The following is a 14,419-nucleotide window of genomic DNA, read 5'->3' as shown; positions in this document are numbered from 1 at the left end:
GTTATTTTATTGAAACTTCTATATAGCTCATATCATCTTTTGGTTCACTATTTTTCAAAATCTCTTTTACTCCTTCTTCTCCATATTTGGTTAATACTCTTTTCAGTTCATCTTCTCCTATTGTATCCAAAATCCCATCTGTATAAATCAAATAATTTACCCCAGCTTCTATTTTTACTTTGTTTTTTATAAATGGAACTTCTTCTAACATTCCAATTACCATATTATTCTCTTTTGCAGTAAATAAATCTTTAATTTTATTATCCTTTAAAGCAAATGGAATTTCATGCCCACAAGATAAATACTCTAATTCCATTAAATTAAAATCAAATATTCCTAAAAATAAAGTTACATAATAATCTTCAAATCCCTCTATTGTCAAAAAGTTATTATTTAATTCTTCGACTATTTCTAATATATTATAACCTTTATTCCTCAAATTTTCAATTGTAATTTTAGAAAAAGAACTTATTAATGCTGCATGTAATCCATGCCCTGCAGAATCCCCTACATAAATAAAATATTTTCCCTTTGAGATCTCTTCTATTCCATAAAAATCTCCACCAACTTCCCTATAAGACTTATAAAAAGATTTTATCTGATACCTCTCTTTTGATATATTTATCTCTTTAAAAAGTTTATCTTGAATAGCTTTTGCTTTATTCAAATCTTTTTCTAAATCTTCTTTATGCTTTATTTCTAATAAATATGTTTTGTTTTTCGAATCAACCAACACAAACATTAAAAACAGTATAAAGAAAAGAACTGTTTCAAAACTTTTAGTTATAATATTTTGATTTAATTTTTTTAAACTTTCTCTTATATCTCTAACAAAAATATAATTCCATCTCTTACTAAACAGTTTATTCTTTACATATTTAACTCTATTATTTTTATAACTTAATGACTTTCCTAAATAAAAATCGACTTCCTTTAATGAATATTTTTCATTTAAATTATATACTTCTCTATTTTTTACTTTATTAATTGAATCTTTATTTAAATTTTCAATAAAATTAAGTTCATTTTTTTCTTCGACACTAATTATATATTTTTTATATTCAAAATAATCACTATATTCAAAAAAAAGAATTATTACAGAAAAAAATGTAAAAATAATAATATTCCTCATTTTTTATATCTCCCAATCTCTTGGATATCTGAAATCTTTATCAATTGTCCTTTTAGATACTTTTGCTATTAATGGTAATTTTCTTTTATATTGAGACATCTTTATTTTTCTATATATCTCTTTTACAAAGCTTTCACTATATCCAATGTTTTTTAATTCTTCTATAGTATATCTTTCATCTATTAATAGATATAAAAGCTTATCTGCTTCTGCATAAGTAAATCCAAGGTCTTGCTCATCACTTTGACCTTCCCAAAGGTCAGCACTTGGTTTTTTTTCTATTACCTCTTTAGGAACTCCCATATATCTTGATAAATCCCAAACTTGAGTTTTATATAAATCTCCAATTGGATTTATAGCAGAAGCCATATCACCATGTTGCGTCCCATATCCCAATAAAAGTTCTGTTTTATTGCTTGTTCCTAATACAAGGGCATTTTCCTTTGCAGAAAAATCATATAATATTGTCATTCTTTCTCTAGCCATTTTATTCCCTTTTCTCAAATCGGTCATATCTGGAAATTTTTTAAAATAAGCATCTAACATATCTGTAATTTCTACTACTTCTGTTCTTATCCCACTTCCAATAGCCACTAATTCTGCATGATCCAAACTTCCTTTACTTGAAGTTTTATATGGCATCATAACTCCCAATACATTTTCTTTACCTAATGCCTTTGCTGCTAAATATGCTACTAATGAAGAATCTATTCCTCCTGATAGTCCTAATACAACTTTATTAAATCCAGATTTTTTAACTTCCTCTTTTATAAATCCTACTAATATTTTTTCTGTAAATTCCAAGTTTATATCTAAATTTTTCATTTTTTCACCTCATATTTATATATTGTCTATCTCTTTTTCAATATTATCTAAAGCAAATTTACCTAGTTTTCCACTTCTATAATCTCTTAAAATTAAAGATACTATTTTAGCTATATTAGGTTTTTGACCTTTCATTATCATTCCTAAACTAAACGCCATTCTCTCAATAACAACTTCTGGAATCTCATTCAAATCTTCTTTTTTTATCTTATACTTAGATATTAAAATATCTTCTTGTCCTTTTTCTATTGATTTTTTTATAAATCCTGCAGCTATTTCCTCTATATTTAATATTTCATCTCTTATAGAGCCTGTTATAGCTAAATTCATCCCTACTTCTTTGCTTTCAAATTTTGGCCATAAAATACCAGGTGTATCCAAAAGTTCTACTCCATCTCTTATTCTAACCCATTGTTTCCCTCTTGTAAATCCAGGTTTATTCCCAACTCCAGCTGCTTTTTTCCCAACAATTTTGTTTATTAATTGTGATTTTCCTACATTAGGAATTCCCACAACTAGTAGTCTTAAATTAGTCTTTATTATTCCTCTTTTTTTCATTCTCTCACTTTTCTCTTTTAACATTACATCCATTATCTTATATAATTTTTTCAAATTATACCCTGTTCTTGCACTAACTTCTATAACTTCATCTGCAAATTTTTTATTTATAAAATATTCTTTCCATTCATTTAAATTTTCTTTAGAAACCAAATCTGATTTGTTTAATAATAATATTCTTTTTTTATGCTTTGTTAAGTCTAAAATATCTGGATTTTTACTACTTATTGGTATCCTAGCATCTACAACTTCTAAAACTAAATCCACTATTTTCAAATTTTCTTTTATCAACTCTTTTGTTTTTTTCATATGTCCTGGATACCAATTTATATTATTTACTGTCATTTTTATCTTCACCTTTTCCTCGTATTATTAATACTATCTCACCTTTTATAGGCTTTTTTTCAAGTTTATCTATCACTTCTAAAGTTTTTCCTCTGATTATCTCTTCATATACTTTTGTTATCTCTCTAACTATTACTATTGATCTATTACCCAAATACCCATTTATATCTTTTAAAGTTTTTAATATCCTATTTGGCGATTCAAAAATTATAATAGCTCTCTCTTCTTCGACTAATTTTTTAAATAAAGTTTGTCTTCCTTTCTTTTTCGGTAAAAAACCTTCAAATACAAATCTTCTCATACTTACTCCACTAATAGAAGCTGCTGCTGTCAATGCACTTGGTCCAGGTACTGAAGTAACTTCAACTCCTTCTTTTAATGCTTCATCTACAACTTCATATCCAGGATCTGAAATACAAGGAACTCCTGCATCTGTAACTAATGCTATATCTTTTCCATTTTTTAATAAACTAATTATGTTTCCAATTTGTTGTAATTTATTATGTTCATGATATTGATATACAATATTTTCTATTTCAAAATTTCTTAAAAGTTTTTTTGTTTGCCTTGTATCTTCTGCAAAAATATAGTTTACTTCTTTTAATATCCTCAATGCTCTCATAGTTATATCTTCTAAATTTCCTATTGGAGTTGTTACTATATATAACATTTCCCATCTCCTTACTAATTTTTATTTCTTTAATCTCTCTTATCACATAAAAAAGATAGAAGGGGTATAAACCCCTTTCTATTTTTTATAAAACATTATTCCTTTTAAAACATTTATTGCAGTATCTAATTGTATATCATCAGATTTTTTTTCTTCTTTTTTCTTTGTATCTTTTGCATTTTTTGTATCTTTTGTATCTTTTACATTATTTACATCTTTTTTAGTGTCAGATTTTTTTTCTGTTTTTTCTTTTACTATATTTGTAATAAATCCATTAAAAAACATATATTTTTCTTTTACTTCTATATCAGGATTTATTCCTATTCCATTTATACATACTCCAGAAGGTGTATAATATTTTGCTATTGTTAATTTTATTCCATCTCCATCTGGTAAAGGTACTATATTTTGAACAGAGCCTTTCCCATATGTTTTTTCTCCTATTAATATTCCTCTTTTATGATCTTTTATAGCTCCTGATACTATTTCCGAAGCTGATGCACTTCCACCATTTACAAGTACAACCATTGGGAAATCTGTATATGCAGTACCTTCATGATTATATGTTTCTACTCTTCCTGCTTTATCTTTTACTGTAACAATTGGATCTTCATCTATAAATATTGAAGCTATTTTTACAGCTTGTGACAAAGCTCCACCAGGATTAGTTCTTAAATCAAATACTAAACCTTTCATACCATCTTTTCTTAAATTTTCTACTGCTTTTCTCACATCAGGTGCTACATGTTCTCCAAATTGTGTTAATCTAACATATCCTATTTTGTTTTCTAACATTCTGCTTTTAACATATTTTAATTTTATTATAGCTCTTGTTAATTTTACCTCAAAAGGTTTTTCTACTCCTTCTCTTAAAACAGTTATTTTAACTGTTGTTCCAGCTTTTCCTTTTAATTTTTTTACACACTCTTCTAAACTTAAATTTAATGTTGAATCTTTTTCTATTGCTATTATTTTATCTTTTGGTCTCATCCCAGCCTTATATGCTGGAGTATCTTCTATTGGAGAAACTACTATTAATACATTATCTTTTTTACTAACAACCATTCCTACTCCTGCATATTCTCCTTTTATATCTTCAGTAAATGAATTAAGCTCTTTAGGAGGAAAATAATTTGTATGTGGATCATCTAAAGATTCTACCATTCCTTTTAACGCTCCATGTAAAAGAACTTTACTATCTATTTTTTTATCACCTACAAAATTAGTTTGAATTAAATCCATAACTTCAGAAATTTCTCTTAATTCCTTTATATGTGACATAAATCCTACTTTAACTGTTTCTTTACTTTCATCTTTACTTGATTTATTACTATTACTTTTTGCATATAGTGAAGTAAATGCTAATAATAATATTAAAGTCAATACTCCAATTGAAAATATTTTCCTATTTTTCACTTTTTTCCATCTCCTTTTTTTAGTTTTTTTCCTTTTTCTACTATATTTTCTATATCTATATTAATATTTTTATTTTCTATGTCAAATAATGAAATATATTCTACATTTCCTTTAGTTCCTGTTATTGGAGATGTGTCTAATTTTTTTATAAACAATCCATTTTCATATGCTGAATTAATAACTTTTTCTATTGCCATAATATGTTTAGAAAAATCTTTTACTATTCCACCTTTTGAAATATTTGCAGTTCCAACCTCAAATTGTGGTTTTATTAAAGCAACAACTTGACCTGAATCATTTAAAAATTTTTTTAAATAATTAAATACCATTGTCAATGATATAAAAGAAACATCAATTACTATATAGTCTACCAAATTATTATCTAACTCTTTTAATTCTAAATTTTTTATATGCATATTTTCAAGAGATTTTACTCTACTATCTTGTCTTAATTTCCATGCTAATTGATTAGTTCCAACATCTACACTGTACACATATCTTGCTCCATTTTGTAATGCACAGTCAGTAAAACCGCCAGTAGAAGCTCCAATATCCAAAACCAATTTATCTTTAAAATCTAATTCAAACGCTTCTATTGATTTTTCTAATTTTAATCCACCTCTCCCTACATACTTTAGAGGTGTCCCTTTTATTCTTAATTCTGACTCTACTTTAACTTTAGTTCCTGCTTTATCTACTTTTTTATCATTAACTACTATTATCCCTGCCATAATTGCTCTTTTAGCTTTTTCTCTACTCTCAAAAAATCCCTTTTCCACTAAAAGTACATCTAATCTTTCTTTCATAAAAAACAACCTTTCTATAATAAGGGACTTTAAAAAAATTAATGAGTCATTTGTTTGAAAAATATGAACGTATCTACAGATTTTCTCAAACAATTTTGACGAATTTATTTTTTTAATGTACCTAAATATTAAAAATAATTTTTCGTATTTTATAAATTAATTTTAAATCAAAATCACTCTATTTCTAATATTAATCTATTTTCATTCAAAAATATCTTCTCTATAAATATAATCAATTAAAATATTTTTCAATACAAGATCTTCAAAACCAATCACTTCAACTTTTTTTATTAATTTTTCAGTTTCTCTAATTCTTCTACTAAAAAATTCATCTCCATCTGGTATTGATTTATATTTATTATAATAGCTAAGTAATCCTCTATTTGTTTTTATATTTAATTCTTGTTTTGCTCTTTTTAATCTATTATCTATTATCCCACTTGTATAACCTGTTATTTTTACCACTTCATCTTTTGAAAAACCATCTGACATTAATTTTATAATCTTTTTAGCTCCAATTGGAGTTATTCTGTGATACATAGCAGAATATTTATCTGCCTCATGAACTATATGTGCTTCTTTTGTTTGTGGTTTTATTCTTCCCCATCTTCCATGGTGCGAAGCAACAATATGAATAATATGATCTCTAGTTTCCTTCTTTATATTTAATTTTGTAAAATTTTCCACTTCTTCTATTATAGATTCTGCCTCTTTCATTACAATATCTGGATTATTTCTCATTATATAACTATGAGAATTTTTAGATCCACTTAATCTTAATGTCCCCTTAGTTGTATCATGTATTAATATCCCTATTAAAATTGCAAAAAAGTCCAAATCTTCTGAAGCCTCTTCTAAATTGTCAAAATACCTGCTTTTTATCTGTTTTATTGCCACCCTTAATACATCATAAGTATGAGTTGAAACTGTTATCCCCTTATCATCTACTAATTTTAATTTTTGAATAACTGGATGTAATAAAATACCATTAACAAAAACCCTCACGTTTTTATCTGCCAATCAAACTTCCTCCTGTCTGTCATATAAGGTTTTATCCTTATTCTTTATATTTCAACTTATTTCTTTAATAACCTATCCACTAATTTTTTTCCCTTTAATCCTAAATCTGTCAATATTTCATCTCTTTTTCCATGCTCTACAAATCCTTCTATTCCTATTCTGTGTATAATTTTATTAATATTTTTATCATTTAAAAATTCTAATATTTTACTACTAAACCCACCATGTAATATTCCTTCTTCTAATATAAATATCTTTTCATATTTAACAAAATTTTCTAAGATATATTTTTCATCTAATGGATTTATAAAATTAACTCCTACAATAGTTGGATAAACATTATTTTTATTCAATTCTTTTTCTATAATTAACAGCTCTTTTAACATACTTCCAACTGCTATAACTAAATATTCATTACCTTTTTTTATTTCTTGCCATTTACCATATTCAAAACCTACATTCAAACAAAAGCTTGAATCTCTTGGAATTCTTATTGCAATAGGTCCTGATTTATCATTTACTGCAAATTCCAATGATTTTTCTAAATCTTCTTTTGAAAATGGTGCCATAATTCTAATATTAGGTATAGATTGTAAATAGGCAATATCAAATATCCCATTATGAGTAGGCCCATCTTCTCCAACTATTCCTGCTCTATCCAAAATAAATAAAACTGGTAAATTTTGCAATGCAATATCGTGAATTAATTGATCATAAGCTCTTTGTAAAAATGTAGAATATATTGCCACTACTGGTTTTTTCCCTTTTATAGCAAGCCCTCCTGCAAAAGTTACAGCATGCATTTCTGCTATTCCAACATCATATGATCTTTTAGGATATTTTTCAAAAAATTTATCTAAACCTGTCCCTTTTATCATTCCCGCAGTTATAGCAATTATTTCTGAATTTTTTTCTCCTAATTCTACAAGTTTATTTCCAAACAGTTGTGAATAAGATTCATTTTTTTTACAAGTTTCTCCTGTTTTTATATCAAATGGAGATATACCGTGAAATTTTTCTCTGTTTTGTTCTGCAAATTTATACCCTTTCCCTTTTTCTGTTTTTATATGTACAATTACAGGTCCTTCCATATCTTTTACATCTTCAAAAGTAGATATTAACTCTTTTAAATTATGCCCATCAACAGGTCCTATATAATGAATACCTAATTCTTCAAAAAAATTCCCAGGGTTAAAAAAATATTTTACCGTATGTTCTAATCTTTTTATAAAATCAGCTACAGAATTCCCAAATATTACTTTTCTAACTAATAATTCTACTTCATTTTTAAAGTCATTATAACTTTTCTTACCCATTATTTTACTCATATATTTTGACAAAGCTCCTACATTTTCACCTATAGAATGTTCATTGTCATTTAATACTATTATTAAATTTTTATCTTTTTCACTAATATTATTTATAGCTTCTAAACTTTCTCCATTTGCTAATGCTGCATCTCCTATTATAGCTATTACTTTGTTATTCTTTTTAGCCTCATGTATTCCAAGTGCTGCTGACAATGTATTCCCAGCATGTCCCGATATAAATCCATCATGAATACTCTCATTAGGATTAGTAAAAGGTGTTAAACCACCTTTTTTTCTAATCGTAGGAAATCTTTCTTCTCTTCCTGTCAATATTTTATGTACATAAGCTTGATGCCCTACATCCCAAAGCATTATATCTTCTGGAGAATTAAATATATAATGGAGTGCTATTGTAAGCTCTACCACTCCTAAATTAGATGCTAAATGACCACCATTTTTACTCACAACATCTATAAGAAGTTCTCTTATCTCTTTTGCTATATCTTTTAACTCTTCTAAATTTTTATCTTTTATTTTCATAATAAAAACTTCTCCTTACGAATGACTAAAAAATTAATTCCCTATTTGTTTATAAAAAAATAAGTTACGCTTCATCTGGTAAAACATAAATATTTTTTTAAATTTTTGGTTTCTGAAAAATTTTGCTTTGAAAAATCGCATATTTCAAAAAAACGGCGTAGCTTATTTTCTGAATAAATTTATACTTTCCTAGTAAATAAAAAATATAAAAATATTATTTTCTAATATTTATTAACTCATAATAAATGCCACTACTACTCCTAAAATTGCTCCTGCAAAAACTTCTACAGGCGTATGCCCTAAAAGTTCTTTTAAATCATTTTCCATAATTCTTTTTCCATCTTTTTTCCATAAATCATCTACTATTCTATTTAATACAGAGGCTTGTTTTCCTGCAGCTCTTCTTACTCCTGAAGAATCATACATTACAATCATAGCAAAAACAAATGTAATTGCAAATTCTGTTGAACTAATTCCATTTTTTATTCCTATAGCTGTTAGCAAAGATACTACAGAAGCAGTATGCGAACTTGGCATACCGCCTGTTTCTATAAATCTTTTAAAATTCAATTTTTTTTCTTTAAATACAGAACTTATGACTTTATATCCTTGTGCTATAAACCAAGCTACAAAAACTATGTCTAAAATTCCATTTCCAAAAAAAATTCCTTTATAACTCATCTTTTTATATCCCCTTTAACTCAGTTGAAATGATAGGTTTTTCTTCATTTTCTCTAAAAAAAACTGCAGTTTTTCCTAAGATATGGATTAACTCTGCTTTTACTTTTTCAGCTATTTCATACCCAACTTTTTTTATATCTTCCTCTGAATTATTTAAAACTTTTATTTTAACCAATTCTCTAGCTGTTAAAGCTTTGTTTAATGCTTCTATTAAATTTTCACTTATTCCATCTTTACCAACTCTTATTATCGCTACTTCTTTATTTGCTAGTTTTCTTAAATATGCTCTTCTTTTGCTTGTTATTTTCATTTTAAACCTCCATTATTATAGGTAAAATTATTGGATTTCTTTTTGTCTGTTCATATAAATATCCTCTTGTTATATCTCTTACAGCGCTTTTTAATACTGCCCATTCTGTTACTTTTTTATATTTTGAAAGTTCCTCTTTTATCAAACTTTCAGTACCACGAATAAGATCTCCAGACTCTCTTGCATATACAAATCCTCTTGTAATTATATCTGGTCCTGCAAGAATTTCTCCATCTTTTTTTGAAATAGTTATAACTACTATCACTATACCATCTTGAGCTAAATGTTGTCTATCTCTTAATACAATGTTTCCAATATCACCTATTCCAAGCCCATCTATTAATGTTATTCCTGATGGTACTTTACCTGATATTTTAGCATTATTTTTAGTTATTTCAATTTTCAATCCATTTTCAGAGATTATAATATTTTCTTCAGGAATTCCAACTGCTAATGCCATATCTTTATGTTTTTTTAAATGTTTATACTCTCCATGAACTGGCATAAAAAATTTAGGTTTAACTAAATTTAACATTAACTTTAATTCATCTTGACTTCCATGTCCAGATACATGAATTCCTGATATTTTTTCATAAATAACTTCAGCATTATTTTTTATTAATCTATTTATTGTTTTATATACTGCTTTTTCATTCCCAGGAATAGGTGTAGCAGATATTATTACAGTATCCCCTTCTTTTATATTTATATGTTTATGTGTTCTATTAGCTATTCTAGATAATGCAGCCATTGGTTCTCCTTGAGTTCCTGTACACAATAAAACTATCTCTTCATCTTTATAATTATCTACTGATTTCAGATCAATTAATACATTATCTTCTATCTTTAAATAGCCTAATCTAGAAGCTAGTTCCACAACTCTAATCATACTTCTTCCATCAATAGCTATTTTTCTTCCTAAATTTGTAGCTACCTCTATAATTTGTTGCAATCTATGTATATGACTTGCAAAAGCTGCTACAACTATTCTCCCTTTTGCCTTTTCACACTCTTGTTGCAATGCCTCTCCAACACTTCTTTCTGACATAGTGTACCCTTCTCTTTCAGCATTGGTACTGTCAGACATTAAAAATAAAACTCCCTTTTCTCCTAATTCTGCTAATTTAAAAAAGTCTGTAGATTCATTATTAATTGGTGTTAAATCTATTTTAAAATCTCCAGTATGAACTATAGTTCCTATAGGAGTATGTATTGCAATAGCAAAAGTATCTGAAATACTATGAGTCGTTTTTATAAATTCAGCTTCAAAATATTTCCCAATTTTTACTTTATCTCTTCCTTTTACCTCTTTAAAATTATGTTTTACATTTTCATCAAATCTTTCAAATTTTTCTTTTGCTAATGCTAATGTTAATTTACTTCCATACATAGGAATGTCTGCTGGTATCTCTTTATATAAGTATGGCAAAGCTCCAATATGATCTTCATGCCCGTGAGTTAATACTATTCCTTTTAATTTCGAAGAATTTTTAATCACATAATTAAAATCTGGTATCACTAAATCTATTCCCAACATATCTTCTCCAGGAAAAGTTAATCCTACATCTATTGAAATAATTTCATCTTTATATTGAATCAATGTCATATTTTTCCCTATTTCTCCAATTCCTCCTAAAGGTATAACATATAACTTCCCTTCTTTATTATTATTATAAAATGGCTTCCATTCCATAAATTACCCCCTCTATTTCATTAATATTTTTAAGTGCTAATATAACTCCCGGCATAAAAGATTCTCTATTTATTGAATCATGCCTTATTTTTAATGTCTGTCCCGCTCCACCAAATATTACTTCTTGTGATGCTACAAACCCATTTAATCTAATACTATGGATATTTATATCTCCAACATTTGCTCCTCTTGCTCCTTCTATAATCTCTTTTCCCTTTAATTTTTCTCTAGATTCTTTAGTTTCTTGAATTAGCTTTGCAGTTTTTATTGCCGTTCCAGACGGAGCATCCAATTTATATGGATGATGATATTCCAATATTTCTACTTCATTAAAATATTTAGCTGCTCTTTTTGAAAATTCCATCATCAAAACTGCTCCAATTGCAAAATTAGGTATAATCATAACATTTACTTTATTTTCCAAAGCTAAAACTCTTAATTCGTTAATTTCAGCTTCTAAAATACCTGTTGCCCCTATAATCAAATTTTTTCCTAATCCAATTATTTGTTTCGCATTTTCTTTCACTGATTTTGGACCTGTAAAATCAATAAATACATCAACATTTTTAGAGGCTTTTTCAATGCTATCACTAATTTTATAACTGTTTTCACCTATTTTTATTTCTTCGCCTGTTTTAACCACATCTAATGCAGCTACAACTTTCATTTCATCTTCATTAGAGACCGCTTTTATTGTTTCTTGTCCCATTTTCCCTAATGCTCCAATTACTCCTACTTTTAACATTTTATTTCCTCCTATATCCATTTATACTCTTGTAATACTATTCTTCCATCTTCAACATATGCTGTTTCTGATACTCCTTTTTTTAATCCACCGTCACCTTTTGCATATATATTCCCAATTCTAATTTGATTCACTTCCATTCCTAGAGCTAATATTCTTCTTGTAATATCTCCTTTTCTTCCAGCATGAATTATCCCTCTTGCTCTTCCATAGATATATACATCTCCATCAGCAAAAATTTCTGAGCCTGGATTTACATCTCCTACGATAACTATATTTCCATCAAATTCTATTCTAGTTCCCGATCTAACAGTCTTTTTAACTATCAAGGTTTTTTCTTCCTCAACTTCTTCTTTTTCTTCTTCATCTTTTAGAATATATGCATCATATCCATACTCATTTACCAAATCATAAATTTCTCTAAAATATTTTTTATCTTTTCTTCTTAATATAAAATCTACATCTTCACCTAAAAAATCTTTGTTTTTAAGTTTATCTTTTAATTCTTTTATATCCTCATTATAATTATTAATTTCTATACTAATTCCTTCTTTTACCCCTTTTAGCAATTATTTCACCATCCTATTTTCAAAATATTTTTTTACAAACTCTTTTGCCGCTGGAGCTGCATGACTTCCTCCATGCCCTCCTCCTTCTATAAAAGACACAAAAACAATTTCTGGATTATCATATGGAGCAAATCCAGCAAACCAAGCATGTGTAATCTTATAATGAGAATTTTCAGCTGAACCTGTTTTCCCAGCTATTTCAATATTTTTCATATTAATATTAGCTGCTGTACCCTCTTTCACAACTTTTCTTAATGCTAAGTTTATAATATCAAAATATTCCTTTTTTAAATTAACTTTGTATTTTATTACTTTTTTCACTTCTTTTCCGTCTATTTCTTCTACAAAATGAGGCTTATATCCAACTCCTTTATTTGCTAGTATATCATACGCTTCTAACATCTGAAGTGGAGTAGTTGTCAAATATCCCTGTCCTATTGATAAATTTATAGTATCTCCTCCATACCACGGTTCATTTACAACTCTTCTCTTCCATTTCTCATCTGGTAAGTTTCCGGCTCTCTCTTCTGGAATATCAATCCCTGTTTTTCTTCCTATTCCAAATTGTTTTGACATATCTACAATTTTTTTATATCCTATTTTATCTCCCATTGTATAAAAATAAGTATCACATGAATGTACAATTGCATCTTCTAAATTAACTATCCCATGCCCACTTAGTTTCCAATCGTTCCATCTCCATTTACCTATTTTATAATAGCCTGGATCAAAAATTGTTTTATCCGGTGAAATCCCAGAATTTAAAACCGCCATTGCAACAATTGGTTTAAAAATAGAGCCTGGTGGATAAGTTCCTACGCTTCCTCTGTTTTCTAATGGCCTATTTGGATTTTTCAAGATACTATTCCATTCTTTTTGTGTCATTTTACCAGTAAACTTATTTAAATCATATCCTGGAGAGCTAACAAAAGTTATAATTCTTCCAGTTTTAGCTTCCATTGCAATAAATGCTGCTTTTTTCCCTTTTAGATAATTAGACATATCTTTTTCTAATTCTATATCAATAGATAATTTTAAATCTTTTCCAGGAGTTGCAACATTTGTATCTAATCTATTTACTAATTTATTAAGTGCGTTTACCTCAATGTATTCTAACCCATTTTTACCTTTTAATAAATTTTCATATTTTTTTTCTATTCCTTTTTTTCCTATTTTATCTCCTTGATTGTACCCTAATTTTCTTAATTTATCAAACTCTTTCGTATTAATACTCCTTATATATCCCAATACATGAGAAGCTAAATCATTATATAAATATTTTCTTTTAGGATATGTTATTACATCTAAATATGGGAAATTGTCAATGTTTTCCATAAGTTTTAATGCTATATTTCTATTCAAATCCTCTACCAATACATTTTCGCCAGTATATCCATAAATATATCCGTTTTTTATTAATTTTATAATTTGTTTTTGGGATCTATTTAATATTTCTCCTATCTTCTTTAATATTTCAGGAGTATATTTTCTTTTATTTAAATAAACCAATTTATAACCTGCAACATTAGTAACTAAAAGCTTGCCATTTCTATCGTAAATTTTCCCTCTAGGAGCTTCTATTTCTCTTATTTTAGTTCTATTATTTTTAGATAATTTTTTATAATATTTCCATTCCACAACCTGCATAAAAAAAAGTCTAATTAACAATATTGTAAAAAATAATATTACAAACCCAATAAATATATATACTCTTGTATCATTTTCTCTATTTAATTTCATCTTTACTCCAGTTTATAAATAATTTAAAATAAATTTATTTTAAAAATATAAATAAATAT

At 27.1% G+C, this 14,419-nt stretch carries 14 protein-coding genes; all 14 read right to left on the bottom strand.

All coding sequences use genetic code 11. From position 1 onward, the window contains the following. Position 1: 1 nt before the first annotated feature. The 14 genes from RDY08_RS02490 to mrdA all read right to left on the bottom strand — a co-directional run bounded on the left by RDY08_RS02490 (position 2) and on the right by mrdA (position 14,360). Complete coding sequence (locus RDY08_RS02490; protein ID WP_307904846.1) at positions 2-1,132, bottom strand: PP2C family protein-serine/threonine phosphatase; 1,131 nt, start codon at positions 1,130-1,132, stop codon at positions 2-4. Positions 1,133-1,135: 3 nt separating this feature from the next. Then, entirely contained in the window at positions 1,136-1,957 is an 822-nt protein-coding gene (locus RDY08_RS02485; RefSeq protein WP_307904845.1) for an NAD+ synthase, read from the bottom strand. Positions 1,958-1,972: 15 nt separating this feature from the next. Further along, positions 1,973-2,860, bottom strand: coding sequence for a ribosome biogenesis GTPase YlqF (ylqF, locus tag RDY08_RS02480; RefSeq protein ID WP_307904844.1), 888 nt, complete (start codon positions 2,858-2,860; stop codon positions 1,973-1,975). Further along, positions 2,847-3,530, bottom strand: a complete 684-nt coding sequence (rsmI, locus tag RDY08_RS02475; RefSeq protein ID WP_307904843.1) for a 16S rRNA (cytidine(1402)-2'-O)-methyltransferase — start codon at positions 3,528-3,530, stop codon at positions 2,847-2,849. Before rsmI ends, ylqF begins: the two co-directional genes overlap by 14 nt. A 78-nt stretch (positions 3,531-3,608) precedes the next feature. After that, positions 3,609-4,946: a S41 family peptidase gene (locus tag RDY08_RS02470; RefSeq protein ID WP_372339419.1), complete on the bottom strand. Its 1,338-nt coding sequence runs from the start codon at positions 4,944-4,946 to the stop codon at positions 3,609-3,611. Continuing rightward, positions 4,943-5,752, bottom strand: a complete 810-nt coding sequence (locus RDY08_RS02465; protein ID WP_307904842.1) for a TlyA family RNA methyltransferase — start codon at positions 5,750-5,752, stop codon at positions 4,943-4,945. Before RDY08_RS02465 ends, RDY08_RS02470 begins: the two co-directional genes overlap by 4 nt. A 201-nt stretch (positions 5,753-5,953) precedes the next feature. After that, complete coding sequence (locus RDY08_RS02460; protein ID WP_307904841.1) at positions 5,954-6,772, bottom strand: HD domain-containing protein; 819 nt, start codon at positions 6,770-6,772, stop codon at positions 5,954-5,956. Between the two features lie 56 nt (positions 6,773-6,828). Next, complete coding sequence (dxs, locus tag RDY08_RS02455; RefSeq protein WP_307904840.1) at positions 6,829-8,622, bottom strand: 1-deoxy-D-xylulose-5-phosphate synthase; 1,794 nt, start codon at positions 8,620-8,622, stop codon at positions 6,829-6,831. A gap of 231 nt (positions 8,623-8,853) precedes the next feature. Then, entirely contained in the window at positions 8,854-9,303 is a 450-nt protein-coding gene (locus tag RDY08_RS02450; RefSeq protein WP_307904839.1) for a divergent PAP2 family protein, read from the bottom strand. A gap of 4 nt (positions 9,304-9,307) precedes the next feature. Next, a complete protein-coding gene (locus tag RDY08_RS02445; protein WP_307904838.1) occupies positions 9,308-9,613 on the bottom strand; it encodes a YhbY family RNA-binding protein in 306 nt (101 codons plus the stop codon). 1 nt (position 9,614) lies between these two features. Then, the gene (locus RDY08_RS02440; protein ID WP_307904837.1) at positions 9,615-11,306 is read right to left on the bottom strand and encodes a ribonuclease J; all 1,692 of its coding nucleotides are present in this window, start codon (positions 11,304-11,306) and stop codon (positions 9,615-9,617) included. Next, positions 11,284-12,051 (bottom strand): 4-hydroxy-tetrahydrodipicolinate reductase, encoded by a 768-nt coding sequence (gene dapB, locus RDY08_RS02435; RefSeq protein WP_307904836.1) that lies wholly within the window; start codon positions 12,049-12,051, stop codon positions 11,284-11,286. Before dapB ends, RDY08_RS02440 begins: the two co-directional genes overlap by 23 nt. 11 nt (positions 12,052-12,062) lie before the next feature. Continuing rightward, the gene (gene minC, locus RDY08_RS02430) at positions 12,063-12,620 is read right to left on the bottom strand and encodes a septum site-determining protein MinC (RefSeq protein ID WP_307904835.1); all 558 of its coding nucleotides are present in this window, start codon (positions 12,618-12,620) and stop codon (positions 12,063-12,065) included. Beyond that, a complete protein-coding gene (gene mrdA / locus RDY08_RS02425) occupies positions 12,621-14,360 on the bottom strand; it encodes a penicillin-binding protein 2 (RefSeq protein WP_307904834.1) in 1,740 nt (579 codons plus the stop codon). Positions 14,361-14,419 lie beyond the last annotated feature (59 nt).

The sequence above is a fragment of the Haliovirga abyssi genome, from assembly GCF_030295325.1.
In the GTDB taxonomy this organism is placed as follows: domain Bacteria; phylum Fusobacteriota; class Fusobacteriia; order Fusobacteriales; family Haliovirgaceae; genus Haliovirga; species Haliovirga abyssi.
The sequence above is the reverse complement of the archived record's forward strand: the minus strand, read 5'-3'. Positions and strand labels throughout refer to the sequence as shown.

What these genes read in the sequence shown, in the direction of transcription:
- RDY08_RS02490 (WP_307904846.1), bottom strand. Translation starts at nt 1,132, where the DNA reads ATGAGGAATATTATTATTTTTACATTTTTTTCTGTAATAATTCTTTTT.
- RDY08_RS02485 (WP_307904845.1), bottom strand. Translation starts at nt 1,957, where the DNA reads ATGAAAAATTTAGATATAAACTTGGAATTTACAGAAAAAATATTAGTA.
- ylqF (WP_307904844.1), bottom strand. Translation starts at nt 2,860, where the DNA reads ATGACAGTAAATAATATAAATTGGTATCCAGGACATATGAAAAAAACA.
- rsmI (WP_307904843.1), bottom strand. Translation starts at nt 3,530, where the DNA reads ATGTTATATATAGTAACAACTCCAATAGGAAATTTAGAAGATATAACT.
- RDY08_RS02465 (WP_307904842.1), bottom strand. Translation starts at nt 5,752, where the DNA reads ATGAAAGAAAGATTAGATGTACTTTTAGTGGAAAAGGGATTTTTTGAG.
- dxs (WP_307904840.1), bottom strand. Translation starts at nt 8,622, where the DNA reads ATGAAAATAAAAGATAAAAATTTAGAAGAGTTAAAAGATATAGCAAAA.
- RDY08_RS02450 (WP_307904839.1), bottom strand. Translation starts at nt 9,303, where the DNA reads ATGAGTTATAAAGGAATTTTTTTTGGAAATGGAATTTTAGACATAGTT.
- RDY08_RS02445 (WP_307904838.1), bottom strand. Translation starts at nt 9,613, where the DNA reads ATGAAAATAACAAGCAAAAGAAGAGCATATTTAAGAAAACTAGCAAAT.
- RDY08_RS02440 (WP_307904837.1), bottom strand. Translation starts at nt 11,306, where the DNA reads ATGGAATGGAAGCCATTTTATAATAATAATAAAGAAGGGAAGTTATAT.
- dapB (WP_307904836.1), bottom strand. Translation starts at nt 12,051, where the DNA reads ATGTTAAAAGTAGGAGTAATTGGAGCATTAGGGAAAATGGGACAAGAA.
- mrdA (WP_307904834.1), bottom strand. Translation starts at nt 14,360, where the DNA reads ATGAAATTAAATAGAGAAAATGATACAAGAGTATATATATTTATTGGG.